The 15,312-nt window shown below is 67.9% G+C and carries 13 protein-coding genes and 1 riboswitch; of the genes, 9 read left to right on the plus strand and 4 right to left on the minus strand.

The genetic code is table 11. The annotated features are described in order from the left end of the window. The first annotated feature begins 105 nt into the window (after positions 1 to 105). Positions 106 to 528 carry an alternative ribosome rescue aminoacyl-tRNA hydrolase ArfB gene (gene arfB, locus ABQJ56_RS01285; protein WP_367843177.1) on the plus strand — a complete coding sequence of 141 codons (423 nt, stop codon included), beginning with the start codon at positions 106 to 108 and terminating at the stop codon, positions 526 to 528. Continuing rightward, positions 525 to 1,121: a 1-acyl-sn-glycerol-3-phosphate acyltransferase gene (locus ABQJ56_RS01290; protein ID WP_367843178.1), complete on the plus strand. Its 597-nt coding sequence runs from the start codon at positions 525 to 527 to the stop codon at positions 1,119 to 1,121. Before arfB ends, ABQJ56_RS01290 begins: the two co-directional genes overlap by 4 nt. A 32-nt stretch (positions 1,122 to 1,153) precedes the next feature. On the opposite strand, the gene ABQJ56_RS01295 is transcribed toward ABQJ56_RS01290, so the two are convergent. Next, positions 1,154 to 2,203 carry a LysR family transcriptional regulator gene (locus ABQJ56_RS01295; protein ID WP_367843179.1) on the minus strand — a complete coding sequence of 350 codons (1,050 nt, stop codon included), beginning with the start codon at positions 2,201 to 2,203 and terminating at the stop codon, positions 1,154 to 1,156. A 114-nt stretch (positions 2,204 to 2,317) separates the two neighbouring features. Here ABQJ56_RS01295 and aceB point away from each other — a divergent pair, with 114 nt between their 5' ends. Further along, positions 2,318 to 3,913 carry a malate synthase A gene (gene aceB / locus ABQJ56_RS01300; protein ID WP_367843180.1) on the plus strand — a complete coding sequence of 532 codons (1,596 nt, stop codon included), beginning with the start codon at positions 2,318 to 2,320 and terminating at the stop codon, positions 3,911 to 3,913. Positions 3,914 to 4,124: 211 nt separating this feature from the next. Then, on the plus strand, positions 4,125 to 5,420 hold the full coding sequence (gene aceA, locus ABQJ56_RS01305) for an isocitrate lyase (protein WP_367843181.1): 1,296 nt from the start codon (positions 4,125 to 4,127) through the stop codon (positions 5,418 to 5,420). 109 nt (positions 5,421 to 5,529) lie between these two features. Here the strand turns inward: aceA and ABQJ56_RS01310 are convergent, their stop codons facing one another. The 3 genes from ABQJ56_RS01310 to ubiK all read right to left on the minus strand — a co-directional run bounded on the left by ABQJ56_RS01310 (position 5,530) and on the right by ubiK (position 9,300). Continuing rightward, positions 5,530 to 7,314: a cation:proton antiporter gene (locus tag ABQJ56_RS01310; protein ID WP_367843182.1), complete on the minus strand. Its 1,785-nt coding sequence runs from the start codon at positions 7,312 to 7,314 to the stop codon at positions 5,530 to 5,532. Between the two features lie 73 nt (positions 7,315 to 7,387). Further along, entirely contained in the window at positions 7,388 to 8,887 is a 1,500-nt protein-coding gene (locus tag ABQJ56_RS01315; RefSeq protein ID WP_367843183.1) for a YifB family Mg chelatase-like AAA ATPase, read from the minus strand. 155 nt (positions 8,888 to 9,042) lie between these two features. Continuing rightward, positions 9,043 to 9,300: a ubiquinone biosynthesis accessory factor UbiK gene (ubiK, locus tag ABQJ56_RS01320; RefSeq protein ID WP_367843184.1), complete on the minus strand. Its 258-nt coding sequence runs from the start codon at positions 9,298 to 9,300 to the stop codon at positions 9,043 to 9,045. Between the two features lie 180 nt (positions 9,301 to 9,480). On the opposite strand from ubiK, the gene glnK reads away from it, so the two are divergent. From glnK to ABQJ56_RS01345, 5 genes are all read left to right on the plus strand, one after another. Next, positions 9,481 to 9,819, plus strand: a complete 339-nt coding sequence (gene glnK, locus ABQJ56_RS01325) for a P-II family nitrogen regulator (protein ID WP_192163057.1) — start codon at positions 9,481 to 9,483, stop codon at positions 9,817 to 9,819. Between the two features lie 93 nt (positions 9,820 to 9,912). After that, positions 9,913 to 10,126: riboswitch (cobalamin riboswitch) on the plus strand. A gap of 259 nt (positions 10,127 to 10,385) precedes the next feature. After that, entirely contained in the window at positions 10,386 to 12,800 is a 2,415-nt protein-coding gene (locus ABQJ56_RS01330) for a ribonucleoside-diphosphate reductase subunit alpha (protein ID WP_437343382.1), read from the plus strand. Between the two features lie 155 nt (positions 12,801 to 12,955). Next, positions 12,956 to 13,981 (plus strand): ribonucleotide-diphosphate reductase subunit beta, encoded by a 1,026-nt coding sequence (locus tag ABQJ56_RS01335; RefSeq protein ID WP_367843186.1) that lies wholly within the window; start codon positions 12,956 to 12,958, stop codon positions 13,979 to 13,981. 53 nt (positions 13,982 to 14,034) lie between these two features. Beyond that, positions 14,035 to 14,604: a TetR/AcrR family transcriptional regulator gene (locus tag ABQJ56_RS01340; RefSeq protein ID WP_367843187.1), complete on the plus strand. Its 570-nt coding sequence runs from the start codon at positions 14,035 to 14,037 to the stop codon at positions 14,602 to 14,604. Positions 14,605 to 14,632: 28 nt separating this feature from the next. Beyond that, positions 14,633 to 15,310, plus strand: coding sequence for a CPBP family intramembrane glutamic endopeptidase (locus ABQJ56_RS01345; protein ID WP_367843188.1), 678 nt, complete (start codon positions 14,633 to 14,635; stop codon positions 15,308 to 15,310). Positions 15,311 to 15,312 lie beyond the last annotated feature (2 nt).

Consider the following 15,312-nt stretch of genomic DNA (forward strand, 5'->3'; position numbering starts at 1 on the left):
GAAGGTACCCACACGACAAGGCCCCCTTTCGCGCCCATGGCGCCACGCCCAGCCCGAACCGGATAAGGGCGTCCTCTCGCCCATGCCATCCCCTAAACTCCCCGCATGCTGACGATCAGCCGCACCCTTGCCCTGCCCGAATCCGAACTGGTCGAGCGCTTCCTGCGCGCCGACGGCCCGGGCGGGCAGCACGTGAACCGCACCGAGAGCGCGGTGGAACTACGCTTCGACGTGGCGCGCTCGCCCACGCTGCCGGAACCGCTGCGCGAGCGCCTGCTGGCGCGGCGCGACCGCCGCCTCAGCGACGACGGCGTGCTGGTGATCCAGGCACGCCGCTTCCGCGACCAGGGGCGCAACCGCGAGGACGCGCGCGAGCGGCTGGTCGAAGTCATCCGCGCCGCGCAAGTCGTGCCGAAGAAGCGCGTGGCCACCAAGCCCACGCGTGCCTCGAAGGAACGCCGCCTCGCCGGCAAGCAGCAGCGCGGCAAGCTGAAACAGCTGCGCACGAAGAAGCCGGGACTCGAATGAAGGGGAGCATTTTCGCGCCGGCGCAACTGCCGCCACGGATGCCACACCTGCGCGACGGCTGGCGCCGCAAACTGTGCCGCGGCGTGTTGCACTTGTGCGGCTGGAGCCTCGTCGGCACCTTCCCCGACGTGCCGAAGCTGGTGCTGATCGCCGCGCCGCATTCCTCGTGGTGGGACGGCGTCTGGGGCCTGCTGATGAAGGCCGCGATCGGCGCCGACGTGCACTTCATGGCCAAGCGCGAACTGTTCCGGGGACCGCTCGGCGGCCTGCTCGTCAAGCTCGGTGGCATCCCCATCGACCGCGGCGCCGCCGCCGGCATGGTCGAGCAGATGATCGATCGCTTCGGCAAGCAGGAAACACTGTGGCTGGGCATCGCCCCCGAAGGCACGCGCCGCCACATGCCACGCTGGAAAAGCGGCTTCTGGCGCATCGCCCACGGCGCCGGCGTGCCGGTGTTCCCGGTCGCCTTCCACTACCCCGACAAGACCATCCGGCTCGGCCCGCTGTTCGACACCACGGACGACATGGCCACCGACGTCGAACGGCTGCGGGCGTGGTATGCGCCGTTCCAAGGCAAGCACCACGGGATATAGCGGGCGATCCGCTTCCCGCTCGCCGTTCCTGCCTACCGCTCCGAATGCCCAGGCTCGTCGTAATCCCGATGCGTCAGTAGTCCCGGCCGGATCAGGTCGATGAAGGCGCGCGCCTCGGCACTGAGGAACTTGCCCTTGCGCATCACCACGCCGTAGCTGCGCTGCGGAAACCAGCGCGACATGTTGCGCACGACCAGGCGCTCGCGGTCGGCGTCGGTGATGCAGATGCCGGTGACGATGGAGATGCCCAAGCCCATCGCCACGTATTCCTTGATGACATCCCAGCCGCCCACTTCGATGGCCACCTGGTAGGGCACCTGGTTCTGCTGGAACACCAGATCCACCAGGCGGTAGGTGGACAGCCGCTGCGGCGGCAGGATCAGGCCGTAGGGCGAGAGATCCGCCAGCGCCACCTCCGCCTTCTCCGCCAGCGGATGTCCGGGCGGCAGGATCAGCATGGGGTCGTAGTGGCGCACCGGCGCCCAGGCGATGTCGTGCGGCACGTCCAGCATCGAGCCCACGGCGAAGTCGGCCTTGTCCTCGCGCAGCATCGCCATGCCGTCCTTGCCGGTGACGTTGGCGAGTTGCAGGTGCACGGCGGGATGGCGCTCGCGGTAGCGACGCACCAGCCCGGGCAGCAGGTACTGGATGGTGGAGGTGCCGGCGGCGATGACGAGCTTGCCGGCGGTGAGGCCCTGCACCCTGGCCTGGAAGTCGCGGTCGAGGTTGTCCCAGCCCTCCACCAGTGGGCGCGCCAGCTCGTACAAGGCCTCGCCCGCGTCGGTGAGGTTGATGCGGCGGCGGCGGCGCTCCAGCAGGGTCGTGCCCAGCTCGCGCTCCAGTGCCTGCAGCTGCAGGCTCACCGAGGGCTGGGAGAGGAACAGCGCCTCGGCGGCGCGGCTCAGCGTACCCAGCTTCACCGTGGCCACGAAGGCGCGCAGCTGCTTGTGGCGGTTGCCCTTGTAGTAGAAACGGGCGGCTTCGCCTGTCCCACCATGCGCTGGCGTACGCTTTTTTGCCGCACTGCTGCGCGCTTTTTTGGGCGGTTTCGCTGCCTTGACGGGTACTTTTCGTTCTGTCATGCCAATGACTTGCATCTCATATTGATATTGACAATATCAAAAATTGAAACATTTGCTTTGTCAAACTCTAAATCGATGACCTAGCTTCGAGTCGCCCAACGACCGGAGCCGACCATGGCCTTGCCCCGCGAACGCCTGACCACCGAAGCCGTGCAGCTGCACGGCCAGCCCAGCCCCGCCCAGCAGGCGATCCTCAGCCCGCAGGCGCTGGCCTTCCTCGCCGACCTGCACCGCCGCTTCGATACCCGTCGCCGTGAGCTGCTGGCCGCCCGCCGCGAGCGGCAGGCGCGCTGGGACGCCGGCGAGCTGCCGGATTTCCGCGCCGACACCGCCGCGATCCGCGAATCGGAATGGACGGTGGGCCCGATCCCGCCCGCGCTGCGCGACCGCCGCGTGGAGATCACCGGGCCGGTGGAGCGCAAGATGATCATCAACGCGCTGAACTCGGGCGCGAAGGTGTTCATGGCGGACTTCGAGGATTCCTCCGCGCCCAGCTTCGCCAACCAGCTCGACGGCCAGGTGAACCTGCGCGACGCGGTGGCCGGCAAGCTGGCCTACACCTCGCCCGAGGGCAGGCACTACCGCGTGGACGCGAACCCCGCAGTGCTGGTGGTGCGCCCGCGCGGCTGGCACCTGCCCGAGCGCCACCTCACGGTGGACGGCGAAGCCATGAGCGGCGCGCTGGTGGACTTCGGCCTGTACGCCTTCCACAACGCACGGGCCCTGCATCGCCGCGACCTCGGTCCCTACTTCTACCTGCCCAAGCTGGAATGCATGGAAGAGGCCGCGCTGTGGGACGCGGTGATGGCACACGCGGAAGCCGAACTGGACATCCCGCCCGGCAGCATGAAGGTGACCGTGCTGATCGAGACACTGCCCGCCGCGTTCCAGATGCACGAGATCCTGCACGCGCTGCAATCGCGTGCCGTGGGCCTCAACTGCGGGCGCTGGGACTACATCTTCTCCTACCTGAAGACCCTGCGCGGCCACCGCGACCGCCTGCTGCCCGAGCGCGGCCAGGTGCAGATGACGGTGCCGTTCCTGAAGGCGTATTCGGAACTGCTGATCCAGACCTGCCACCGTCGCGGCGCGTTCGCGATGGGCGGCATGGCGGCGCAGATCCCGATCAAGGGCGACGCGGCCGCCAACGAGGCCGCGCTGGCCAAGGTGCGCGCCGACAAGCTGCGCGAGGTGCAGGCCGGCCACGACGGCACCTGGGTGGCGCATCCCGCGCTGGTGCCCGTCGCGCAGGCGGTGTTCGACGAATACATGCCCGAGCCGAACCAGCGCGACGTGGAACGCGACGACGTGCGCGTGGGCCGCGAACAGTTGCTGGCGCCCTGCGCCGGCACCATCACCCGCTCCGGCTTCGACAACAACGTCGAGGTATGCCTGCGCTACACCGCGGCGTGGCTGGACGGGCAGGGCTGCGTGCCGATCCATCACCTGATGGAAGACGCCGCCACCGCCGAGATCGCCCGGGCGCAGCTGTGGCAGTGGCTTCATCACGGTGGCGTGGAATTCCAGGATCACGCCCCGATCGACTTCGCGCTGTTCGATCACGCGCTCGCCGCGCATGCCCATCGCCTGCGCGACAGCAACGTACCCGGTGCCGCGCGCGTGGATGCCGCCGCGCGGCTGCTGCGCGAACTGATCCACGCCGACACGCTGGCCGACTTCCTCACCTTGCCTGCCTACGAACAGCTTTGAATCTCTCTTCCTTCTCCCTTGGGAGACAAATCGGCGGAACTGCCGATTTGCACGGCGCCAGCCGCCCGAAGGGTGAGGCACAAGGATGTGCCGAATGAAGGTGCCCGAAGGGCGGATGAGGGTTCGGCAGCACGCAGCCCTATGCAAGTGCCGAACCCTCACCCCATCCCCTCTCCCGACGGGAGAGGGGCTCAAACCACGGAGCCACGCCATGAAGACCACCCTGCCCACCGCCGAACAGATCGAACTGGACTGGAACAACAACCCGCGCTGGGCCGGCATCCGCCGCAACTACAGTGCCATCGACGTGGTGCGCCTGCGCGGCACCGTGGCCATCGAGCACTCGCTGGCCCGCCACGGCGCCGAACGCCTGTGGAAATCGCTGCACGAGGAAGACTTCGTCAACGCGCTGGGCGCGCTCACCGGCAACCAGGCCATGCAGCAGGTGAAGGCCGGCCTCAAGGCGATCTATCTCTCGGGCTGGCAGGTCGCCGCCGACGCCAACCTCGCCGGCGAGATGTATCCCGACCAGTCGCTCTACCCCGCGAACTCCGTGCCGCAGGTGGTGAAGCGCATCAACAACACCCTGCTGCGCGCCGACCAGCTGCACCACGCGGAAGGCCAGGACGGCATCGACTGGCTGGCGCCCATCGTGGCCGATGCGGAAGCCGGCTTCGGCGGCGTGCTCAACGCCTTCGAGCTGATGAAGGCGATGATCGAGGCCGGCGCCGCCGGCGTGCATTTCGAGGATCAGCTCGCCAGTGTGAAGAAGTGCGGCCACATGGGCGGCAAGGTGCTGGTGCCCACGCGCGAAGCGGTGGACAAGCTCACCGCCGCCCGCCTCGCCGCCGACGTGCTGGGCGTGCCCACCCTGATCGTGGCGCGCACCGACGCCGACGCTGCCGACCTGCTCACCTCCGACATCGACGACAACGACAAGCCCTTCGTCACCGGCGAACGTACCGTCGAGGGTTTCTTCCGCGTGCGCGCCGGGCTGGCCCAGGCAATCAGCCGCGGCCTCGCCTATGCGCCCCATGCCGACCTGGTGTGGTGCGAAACCAGCAGGCCGAACCTGGAGGAGGCACGCCAGTTCGCCGAGGCCATCCACCAGCGGTTCCCCGGCAAACTGCTCGCCTACAACTGCTCGCCCAGCTTCAACTGGAGGAAGAACCTCGACGACAACACCATCGCGAAGTTCCAGCGCGAACTGGGCGCGATGGGCTACAAGTTCCAGTTCATCACCCTGGCCGGCTTCCACAGCCTCAACTACGGCATGTTCGACCTCGCCCACGGCTATGCGCGCCACCAGATGAGCGCCTTCGTGGAACTGCAGGAAAGGGAGTTCGCTGCCGCCGAACACGGTTTCACCGCGGTGAAGCACCAGCGCGAAGTGGGCACCGGCTATTTCGATGCGGTGACCCAGGCGATCCAGCAAGGGCAGTCGTCGACCACGGCACTGAAGGGCTCGACGGAGGAAGCGCAGTTCGCGCGCCACGCCGTCGCGTGAAGCACATGCGGAACGACCCGTAGGAGCGGCTTCAGCCGCGATGCTTCTTCAGCGTCGAAGCGCATCGCGGCTGAAGCCGCCCCTGCAGCAAGTTCATGGCGACCATCCCTCAAGGCGAAGGCGGCACCAGCGCGATCACCGTCCAGCCCGGCCTGGGCTCCAGCTCGCGCTTGGCCGAGGCCACCCGCAACGTGCCGCGCTCCTCGACGCCGAACAGCAGCAAGCTGTCCGGGCCGTACTGATCGATGAAATGCGGCCAGTCGAAGGTGCTGCTCAACCGGGTGGACTTGATGCGCCAGCCGCGCGCCAGCAGCTCGGCGAAGCGGGCATGCGTCATCGCCTCGTCGAACAGCGCCGGCGCCAGCAGCTTGTCGGCCAGCGCGACGCGCCCGGTGCTTTCCTCCGGCGCCAGCACGCGCAGGCGATAGACCTTCGCGCGACCGAATTCCTGCCGGTAATGCACGCAGACCAGGGTGTTGCGCTCGCGGTGGGTGGACATCGCCAGCAGCCGACCGATGCCGGCGAGATCGAGATGACGCTCGGCGTGCGGCGAGGCCGGGTTGCCGAAGAACGTGTCCAGGCCTTCCATGCGTGCACGGCGGATGCCGTCATGGTCGTCGTCGGCCAGCACCACGCGGAAGCCTGCTTCGTGCAGCGCCGTGCCCACGCCGCGCGCCACTGCGTCGGCGCCGAAGATCAGCACGCCGTGCGGCTCCGGCTCGGCCACCTTCAGCCACCGCGCCAGCGGTCGCGCGGTGGCGCTCTGCAGCACCACGGTGCCGATGATTAGGATGAACACCAGCGGCACCAGCACCTCGGCACCGGCCACGCCCAGCGCCTGCAGGCGCAATGCGAACAGCGCGGAGACCGAAGCGGCCACGATGCCGCGCGGCGCCACCCAGCCGATCAGCGCACGCTCGCGCCAGCTCAGCGCGCTGCCGATGCTGGCGGCCAGCACGCTGAGCGGCCGCACGACGAACTGCGCGAACAGGAAGATCGCGAAACCTTCCCACAGCAGGTGCCCCGGCAGCGGCCACGGCAGCCGCGCCGCCAGCAGGATGAACAGCAGCGACACCAGCAGCGTGGTGAGGTGTTCCTTGAAATCGAGGATGTCGTCGATGTGCACGCCGCGCAGGTTGCCCAGTGCGATGCCCATGATCGTCACCGTGACCAGACCGGATTCGTGCGCAAGCGTGTTGGCGACCACGAAGGCCAGCAGCACCGCTGCCAGCACGCCGTAGTTCTGCAGGTATTCGGGGATCAGCTGGCGCCGCAGCAAGAAGCCGAGCAGCCACGCGGCCAGCGCGCCGACCAGCGTGCCGCAGGCCAGCGTGGCCACGAACACGCCCGCGGTATGGCCTTGCTCGTGCGACACCACCGCCTCGTAGATCAGCACCGCGAACAACGCACCGAGCGGGTCGATCACGATGCCTTCCCAACGCAAGGTGTTCGCGATGCGCTCGCTGGGCCGCAGCGTGCGCAGCATCGGCGCGATCACGGTGGGCCCGGTGACGCAGGTGAGCGCGCCGAACAGCAGCGCGATCGGCCACGCCACGCCGGCGACCAGATGCGCGGCCGCGGCCAGCAGCAGCAGGGCGAGCAAGGCGCCGTAACTCACCAGTCCGCGTACCGCGCCGCCGATGCCGGGCAGCTCATGGAAGCGCAGCGTGAGGCTGCCTTCGAACAGGATCAGCGCCACTGCCAGCGAGACCATGGGGAACAGCAGCGGGCCCAGCAGCCGGTCCGGATGCAACAGGCCGCTCACTGGCCCGAGCAGCAGACCGGCCAGCAGCAGGAACACGATTGCGGGCAGCTTCACCCGCCACGCCAGCCACTGGCACAGGAAACCGATCACCAGCATGCCGGCGAGTACCAGGCCCGGTTCGATGCTCATCGCGATCCTTGTCTGCGTTCCGGACGCCATCGGAACACGTACAGGCGCGATGCGTCCAGCCGGCAGGCCGCGGTCAGTAGCGGCGGTATTGCAGCGCCTCGGCCAGGTGCTCGCGCTCGAGCAGCGCGGCGCCGCCGTCGAGGTCGGCGATCGTGCGCGCCACCCGCAACACGCGATGATAGGCGCGCGCGGACAGCCCGAGCCGCTCCAGCGCCTGCTCGTACCAGCGCCGTTCGGCCGAACCCAGCGCGCAGTCGCGTTCCAGCTCGCGTTGGCTGACCTCCGCATTCGGCCGCCCCGCACGCATCAGGGCATGCCGCCGCGCCCGCAGCACGCGGGCACGCACCGTGGCGGAATCCTCGTCGCGCGCGCTGCGCGCCGCGTCCATCTCGTGCAACGGCAAGGGGGGCACCTCGACCGCGAGATCGATGCGGTCCAGCAAGGGCCCGGATATCCGCGCGCGATAGCGCTGCACCTGCTCGGGCGTGCAACGGCACTGCCGGCGCGGATCGCCGGCGTAACCGCAGGGACAGGGGTTCATCGCCGCCACCAGCTGGAACTGGGCGGGAAAGGTGGATTGCCGCGCCGCGCGCGAGACCACGATGTGCCCCGACTCCAGCGGTTCGCGCAGCACCTCCAGCACGTGCCGGCTGAATTCCGGCAACTCGTCAAGGAACAGCACGCCGTTGTGCGCCAGCGAGATCTCGCCCGGCCGCGGCTGCGAACCGCCGCCTACCAGAGCCACCGCAGAGGCGGTGTGGTGCGGCGCCCGGAATGGCCGGCGCCGCCAGCGCGCAGGATCGGTGGGCTGGCCGGCCACCGACAGCACCGCGCAGGTTTCCAGCGCCTCGGATTCGGAGAGCGACGGCAGGATGCCAGGCAGACGCTCGGCCAGCATGGTCTTGCCGGTGCCCGGCGGCCCCACCAGCAGCAGGTGATGGCCACCCACGGCAGCGATCTCCAGCGCGCGGCGCGCCTGCAGCTGGCCGCGCACGTCACGCAAGTCGGGGCCATCGTGGACGCCGCCATCGGTGGACGCGCCCGTCGGCGTGGCCAGATCCTGCGCGCCGCGCAGCCAGCCGCAGACCTCGGCCAGGGTATCGGCCACGCGCACATCCACTTCCGACACCAGCGCGGCTTCGGCTGCGTTCGCGCGCGGCACCACCACGCGGCGACCGCGCGCGCGCGCGCGCAGCAGCGCGGGCAACACGCCGGACACGCTGCGCAGCGAGCCGCTGAGCGCCAGCTCGCCGAGGAATTCGCAATCGTCCAGCTTCTCGCGCGGCACCTGGCCGCTGGCGGCGAGGATGCCCAGCGCGATCGGCAGGTCGAAGCGGCCGCCGTCCTTGGGCAGCTCGGCCGGTGCCAGGTTCACGGTGACCTTACGGCCGGGGTACTCGAACGCGGTGTTCTGGATCGCCACCCGCACGCGGTCGCGCGCCTCGCGCACGGCGGCTTCGGGCAGGCCCACGATGCTGGTAGCCGGCAGGCCGCCGGACAGATGCACCTCGACCATCACCTGCGGTGCGGCAATGCCTTCCTGGGCGCGACTGAGGGTGACGGCGAGGCTCATGCGGCCGCCGGTGGCCGGCTCGCATGGAAGCCGCTGTCACACACCCGCATCGAGCGACTCCATTCACGGCGTCAGGTAAGAAATAACCGCCCCCGACCAGTTAGCTCGGGGTGAGGGTGACAGATCGGGGGCGGCTCCCGGGAGGCTTGGTCGTGCTAGTCCCCGCGGTTGGCGGCAGCAGCCTCGAGTTCGGCCACGCGTCGCTCCAATTCCTCGACCTTGGCCCGGGTGCGTGCAAGCACCTGGCTCTGGACGTCGAACTCCTCGCGGGTGACCAGATCGAGGCGGCGCAATCCCTGCGCCAGGACATCGTGGAAATTGGTTCGCAAATCCTGTTGCGCCTGTGCCACTCCGGGCGGAACCAACGATGCCAGGCGTCGTGCCAGCTGGTCGATATCAAGTCGGTCCATCATGGACGACGCCTCGAACTTGTCGGGGAAAAGTATCCATGAACGAAAGATGGACGCACCATCGGCGGACTCCGTGATTTGGTGTAGGAATTGTCCTACAGCCACGGATTCCGCGACAGCAGAAGGCCATGAAGGCAAAATGGCGATGCGCGTCGCCTCCGACGCCCCTGCCGAGGACATTCCATGAAGCTGGTCGTGGCGATCATCAAGCCGTTCAAACTCGACGATGTGCGCGAGGCGCTGGCCGAGGTTGGCGTGCAGGGCATCACCGTGACCGAGGTGAAGGGCTTCGGCCGCCAGAAGGGCCACACCGAGCTGTATCGCGGCGCCGAGTACGTGGTCGACTTCCTGCCCAAGATCAAGCTGGAGGCGGCGGTGGCCGACGAGCAACTCGACCGCGTGCTGGAGGCGATCCAGAACTCGGCCCGCACCGGCAAGATCGGCGACGGCAAGATCTTCGTGAGCCCGCTGGAACAGGTGATCCGCATCCGCACCGGCGAACTGGACCAGGACGCGCTCTGAACGTCGGCCCGCAAGCCGCGCCAGAACGCGGCACAAGCGGGTTTTCCACCGACTATCCACAACCTGTTGTGGTTGACCGTACCGGTTCAGCCCGATATGTTGTGCCTGTCGGTGCCCGGCCAGACGCGATCGTCGGTCGGGCTCAAAAGGGAATCCGGTGCGAATCCGGAACTGCCCCGCAGCGGTAAGCGGAAACGAACGTCTCGTTAGCGCACTGATCCACAGCGATCGGGAAGCGGAGACCAGTAGGCGGGTCGAACGGCCCACGTCCGCGAGTCCGAAGACCTGCCGACACGGCATGGCCGGAGCGCCATGCCGAGTGGTGACGGCTTCCGCGGGGAGGCGCGTCGGATCGCCGGGCCCCAGCCGCCCGACGGCACGACCGTCCGCGAGCAACCGCCACTTCAGCCCTGCGCGCGGGAGCAGGCGGTTGATCACTTTCGGTTGGAGTCACCGACATGCAGCCTCTCGATACCGCCACCCGCGAGCGTTCCGGCGCCCGCGTGGAGTCGTCCGCGTTTTCCGCCGCAGCCGCCACGGCCCCGGCATCCACCAGCGAAACCCTGATGCCCGTCCTGCAAGAACAGCACCAAGCCGCACCTGCCGAACCCTTCGCCCTCACCCCGCCGCACAACCCCGGCCAGATGCGCGTGACCAAGCGCAACGGCGGCCAGGAGACGGTGGACGTCAACAAGATCGTGCGCGCGGTGACCCGCAGTGCCGACGGCCTGCACGCGGTGGACCCGCTGCGCGTGGCACTGAAGACCATCGGCGGCCTGTACGACGGCGCCACCACGCAGGAACTGGACCAGCTCTCGATCCGCACCGCCGCCGCACTCACCGCCGAGGAGCCCGAGTACGGCCAGCTCGCCGCGCGCCTGCTCGGCGCCTACATCGACAAGGAAGTCAGCGGGCAGGAAATCCAGAGCTTCTCGCAGTCGATCGCGCGCGGCGCGGAGCTGGGCATCCTCAACGAGCGCCTGCGCGACTTCGTGGCCGCCAACGCGCGCAAGCTCAACGACGCGATCGACCCGCTGGTCACCCGCCGCTTCGAGTATTTCGGCCTGCGCACGGTGTACGACCGCTACCTGCTGCGCCACCCGCAGCAGCGCCATGTGATCGAGACGCCGCAGTACTTCTTCATGCGCATCGCCTGCGCGCTGGGCGGCAACGAGATCGGCGAGACGCTGGAGCTGTATCGGTTGCTGTCCTCGCTGGAATACATCGCCAGCTCGCCCACCCTGTTCAACGCCGGCACCGCGCACGAGCAGCTGTCGTCGTGCTTTCTGCTCGACTCGCCGACCGATTCGCTGGAGTCGATCTACGACAAGTACGCCGACGTGGCGAAGCTGTCGAAGTTCGCCGGCGGCATCGGCCTGGCCTGGTCGCGCGTGCGTTCGCGCGGTTCGCTGATCAAGGGCACCAACGGCCACTCGAACGGCCTGGTGCCGTGGCTGAAGACGCTGGACGCCTCGGTCGCCGCGGTGAACCAGGGCGGCAAGCGCAAGGGCGCGGCCTGCGTGTACCTGGAGCCGTGGCACGCCGACATCGAGGAATTCCTGGAACTGCGCGACAACACCGGCGACGAGGCACGCCGCACGCACAACCTCAACCTTGCGAACTGGATCCCCGACGAGTTCATGCGCCGCGTGGAAACGGACGGCGACTGGTCGCTGTTCGATCCCAAGATCGTGCCGCACTTCGTCGACAGCTGGGGCGAGGCCTTCGAGCGCGCCTACAGCGAAGCCGAGGCGAACGGCCTGGCGGCGAAGAAGGTCAAGGCACGCGAGCTGTACGCACGCATGCTGCGCACGCTGGCGCAGACCGGCAACGGCTGGATGACCTTCAAGGACCGCAGCAACGCCACCAGCAACCAGACGGCGAAGGCCGGGAACGTCATCCACCTATCCAACCTGTGCACCGAGATCCTGGAAGTGACCAACGCCGGCGAGACGGCGGTGTGCAACCTGGGCTCGATCAACCTGTCGCGGCACGTCGTCGACGGTGCATTCGACTTCGACAAGCTCGCCGCCACTACACGCACCGCGGTGCGCCAGCTCGACCGCGTGATCGATCTCAACTTCTACCCGATCGACACCGCCGCCACCGCCAACCGCAAGTGGCGCCCGGTGGGCCTGGGCGTGATGGGCCTGCAGGACGTGTTCTTCAAGCTGCGCCTGCCGTTCGACTCGGCCGAGGCGCTGGAGCTGTCCACCCGCATCGCCGAGGAGATCTACTTCCACGCGCTGTCGCAGTCGAACGAGCTGGCGATGGAGCACGGCGCGCATCCGGGCTTCGCCGAAAGCCGCGCGGCCAACGGCGAACTGCAGTTCGACTACTGGCCCAGCGCGAAGCCGCACGACGGGGCGCGCTGGAACGCGCTGCGCGAGTCGATCAAGGCGAACGGCCTGCGCAACTCGCTGCTGATCGCCATCGCACCCACCGCCACCATCGCCTCGATCGCCGGCTGCTACGAGTGCATCGAGCCGCAGGTGAGCAACCTGTTCAAGCGCGAGACGCTGTCGGGGGACTTCCTCGTCGTCAACCGCTACCTCGTCGACGAGCTGAAGACGCTGGGGCTGTGGACGTCCGAAATCCGCGACGCCATCAAGCTGGCGGAAGGTTCGATCCAGGGCATCGCGGCGATCCCCGAGCGGCTGCGCCAGATCTACCGCACCGTGTGGGAGCTGCCGCAGAAGGCGCTGATCGACCTCGGCGCCGCACGGGGCGCCTACATCGACCAGAGCCAGTCGCTGAACCTGTTCATGGAGAACCCGAACATCGGCCAGCTTTCGTCGATGTACATGTACGCGTGGAAGTCCGGCATCAAGACCACCTACTACCTGCGCTCGCGGCCGGCGACGAAGATCGCCAAGACCACGGTGTCGGCGGGCAAGACAGCGGTGGCGGACCAGGAGAAGGCTAATGCAGCAGTGTTCTGCTCGCTGGAAAACCCCGAGTACTGCGAAGCGTGCCAGTAATGCCCCACCGTCGTCCCAGCGAAAGCTGGGACCCAGTGCCTTAGCTCTTGCCGCCGCGACGCGTAGGCGAAAGACCCTGGATCCCGGCTTTCGCCGGGATGACGGCAAAGACACCACCGCGCGCCGACCGGCTGCGCCCCATGAAGGAACCGACCATGTCCGCCCAACCCGAACGCCCCCGGCACATCCTCGATCCGGGCTTCGAACTCACCCTGCGCCCGATGCGCTACCCGGCGTTCTACGAGATATACCGCAACGCCATCAGGAACACCTGGACGGTGGACGAGGTGGATTTCTCGCTGGACACCACCGACCTCAACGCCAAGATGTCGCCGGCCGACCGCCACCTGATCCACCGCCTGATCGCGTTCTTCGCCACCGGCGACACCATCGTGTCGAACAACCTGGTGCTGAACCTGTACCAGCACATCAACGCGCCCGAAGCGCGCATGTACCTGTCGCGCCAGCTGTACGAGGAAGCGCTGCACGTGCAGTTCTACCTCACCCTGCTGGACACCTACATCCCCGACCAGGGCGAACGCGCCAAGGCCTTCGCGGCGATCGAGAACATCCCGTCGATCCGCGCCAAGGGCGAGTTCTGCTTCAAGTGGATCGATTCCATCCAGGGCCTGCAGAAGCTGCAGACGCGCGAGCAGCGCCGCCAGTTCCTGCTCAACCTGATCTGCTTCGCCGCCTGCATCGAGGGCCTGTTCTTCTTCGCCGCGTTCGCCTACGTGTACTACTTCCGCTCGCGCGGGCTGCTGCACGGCCTCGCCTCCGGCACCAACTGGGTGTTCCGCGACGAGAGCTGCCACATGGCGTTCGCCTTCGAGGTGGTGCGCACCGTGCGCGCGGAGGAGCCTGGGCTGTTCGACGAGCAGATGCGCATGCAGGTGGAGGAAATGCTGGAGGACGCCATCGCCTGCGAGACGCAGTTCGCCGAGGACGTGCTCTCCGGCGGCGTGGTGGGCCTGTCGGCGAAGGACATGCGCCAGTACCTGGAATACGTGGCCGACCAGCGCCTGGCCCAGCTCGACCTGCCGAAGAAGTACGGCGCGAAGAATCCGTTCGACTTCATGGACCTGCAGGACGTGCAGGAAGTCACCAACTTCTTCGAGCGCCGCGTCTCGGCCTACCAGGTCGGCGTGGAGGGCGAGGTGGCGTTCGACATGGCGTTCTAGGCGCCGGCGCGCCCGCTTGACCTGTAACGAACGTTACATGTAACGTCCGTTACATGCAGACACGGAAAGAAGCACTGGTCGAATCCCTCATCGCCTGCCTGCTGGAGCGCGGGCTGGCCGATCTCTCGCTGCGCCCGCTAGCCGCAGCCACCGGCACCAGCGCGCGCCTGCTGATCTACCACTTCGGATCGAAAGAGGGACTGCTCGTCGAAGTCCTCGAAGCCATGCAGGCGCAACTGCGGCAATCCTTCTCGCGGTTGCTGCAGCGTCCGCCCGCGAAGGGTCCCGCGAAGCCGCCGCTGAAACTGCTCTGGGACTGGGCGCTCGCGCCGAAAAATTTCCCCTACCTGAAGCTGCTCTACGAACTGCAGGTCCTGGCCGTCCAGAACCCGGACGCCTATGCGCAATACCTGCAGCGCAATGCCGCGAACTGGTCGGGACTGGTGCTCGCGCTGCTTCCCGCACAAGAGCGCGACCCGGCCTTCGCCACGCTTTGCGTCGCGGTCTTCGACGGCCTGTTCATCGAACTGATGAGCACCGGCGACCGCAAGCGGACGACGCAGGCCATCGACCGCTTCATCCGCATCGTCGGCGACGCACGTGCGACGCGGGCAGACGCCTGACCCATACCGCAGCCACGCGGAGGCATCCATGCAAACCCTGGCCACCGGCTTCAAGGCGACCGACCGGCGCACCTGGCTCGTCACCCTGGCCGGGCTGCTGCTCGCGCTCGGCGTCGCCAGTCTTCCGTTCAGCAACTGGGACCACGAGTTCGCGGGCGTCGGCCACCTGCTCGGCAACGAGGCGATCTGGTGGATCTGCATCGCGGCGATGTTGCTCTACGTGCGCAAGGTCGAGCGGCGGCCGCTGTCGTCGATCGGTTTCCGCAAGCCAGGCATCGGCAACACGCTGATCGGCGTGGCGGCCGGCGTGACGGTGTTGGCCGTGCTGGGCACGATGTATTTCCTCATACTCCCTGCGCTGCACCTGAGCGACTCGGCAGCCACGACGGCGAACGGCGGCGCCCTGATGGCCACCCCTTTCTGGTGGCGCTTCATCTCGACCGTGCGCGCCGCGGTTTCCGAGGAAGTGCTGTTCCGCGGCTATGCGATGCAGCGGATCGAGGAGCTGAGCGGCAGCCGCATCGTCGCGCTGCTGCTCTCCCTCGCCGTGTTCACCATCGACCACGTGGCCTACTGGGGCTGGAGCCACGAGCTGATCGTCGCCACCGGCGGCCTGGCTTTCTCCCTGCTGTATCTGTGGCGGCGCAACCTGTGGGTCGGCATCATCGCGCACTTCATCGTGGATGCCGCCTCGGTGCTCGCCTGAGG

The organism is Rhodanobacter geophilus (assembly GCF_040812275.1).
In the GTDB taxonomy this organism is placed as follows: Bacteria; Pseudomonadota; Gammaproteobacteria; order Xanthomonadales; family Rhodanobacteraceae; genus Rhodanobacter_A; species Rhodanobacter_A geophilus.

Excerpts from the sequence above, each read along its gene's own strand:
- aceA (WP_367843181.1), top strand. The coding sequence starts at position 4,125 with ATGAAGACCACCCTGCCCACCGCCGAACAGATCGAACTGGACTGGAAC.
- glnK (WP_192163057.1), top strand. The coding sequence starts at position 9,481 with ATGAAGCTGGTCGTGGCGATCATCAAGCCGTTCAAACTCGACGATGTG.
- ABQJ56_RS01290 (WP_367843178.1), top strand. The coding sequence starts at position 525 with ATGAAGGGGAGCATTTTCGCGCCGGCGCAACTGCCGCCACGGATGCCA.
- arfB (WP_367843177.1), top strand. The coding sequence starts at position 106 with ATGCTGACGATCAGCCGCACCCTTGCCCTGCCCGAATCCGAACTGGTC.
- ABQJ56_RS01295 (WP_367843179.1), bottom strand. The coding sequence starts at position 2,203 with ATGACAGAACGAAAAGTACCCGTCAAGGCAGCGAAACCGCCCAAAAAA.
- aceB (WP_367843180.1), top strand. The coding sequence starts at position 2,318 with ATGGCCTTGCCCCGCGAACGCCTGACCACCGAAGCCGTGCAGCTGCAC.
- ABQJ56_RS01310 (WP_367843182.1), bottom strand. The coding sequence starts at position 7,314 with ATGAGCATCGAACCGGGCCTGGTACTCGCCGGCATGCTGGTGATCGGT.
- ubiK (WP_367843184.1), bottom strand. The coding sequence starts at position 9,300 with ATGATGGACCGACTTGATATCGACCAGCTGGCACGACGCCTGGCATCG.
- ABQJ56_RS01315 (WP_367843183.1), bottom strand. The coding sequence starts at position 8,887 with ATGAGCCTCGCCGTCACCCTCAGTCGCGCCCAGGAAGGCATTGCCGCA.
- ABQJ56_RS01345 (WP_367843188.1), top strand. The coding sequence starts at position 14,633 with ATGCAAACCCTGGCCACCGGCTTCAAGGCGACCGACCGGCGCACCTGG.
- ABQJ56_RS01340 (WP_367843187.1), top strand. The coding sequence starts at position 14,035 with ATGCAGACACGGAAAGAAGCACTGGTCGAATCCCTCATCGCCTGCCTG.
- ABQJ56_RS01330 (WP_437343382.1), top strand. The coding sequence starts at position 10,386 with ATGCCCGTCCTGCAAGAACAGCACCAAGCCGCACCTGCCGAACCCTTC.
- ABQJ56_RS01335 (WP_367843186.1), top strand. The coding sequence starts at position 12,956 with ATGTCCGCCCAACCCGAACGCCCCCGGCACATCCTCGATCCGGGCTTC.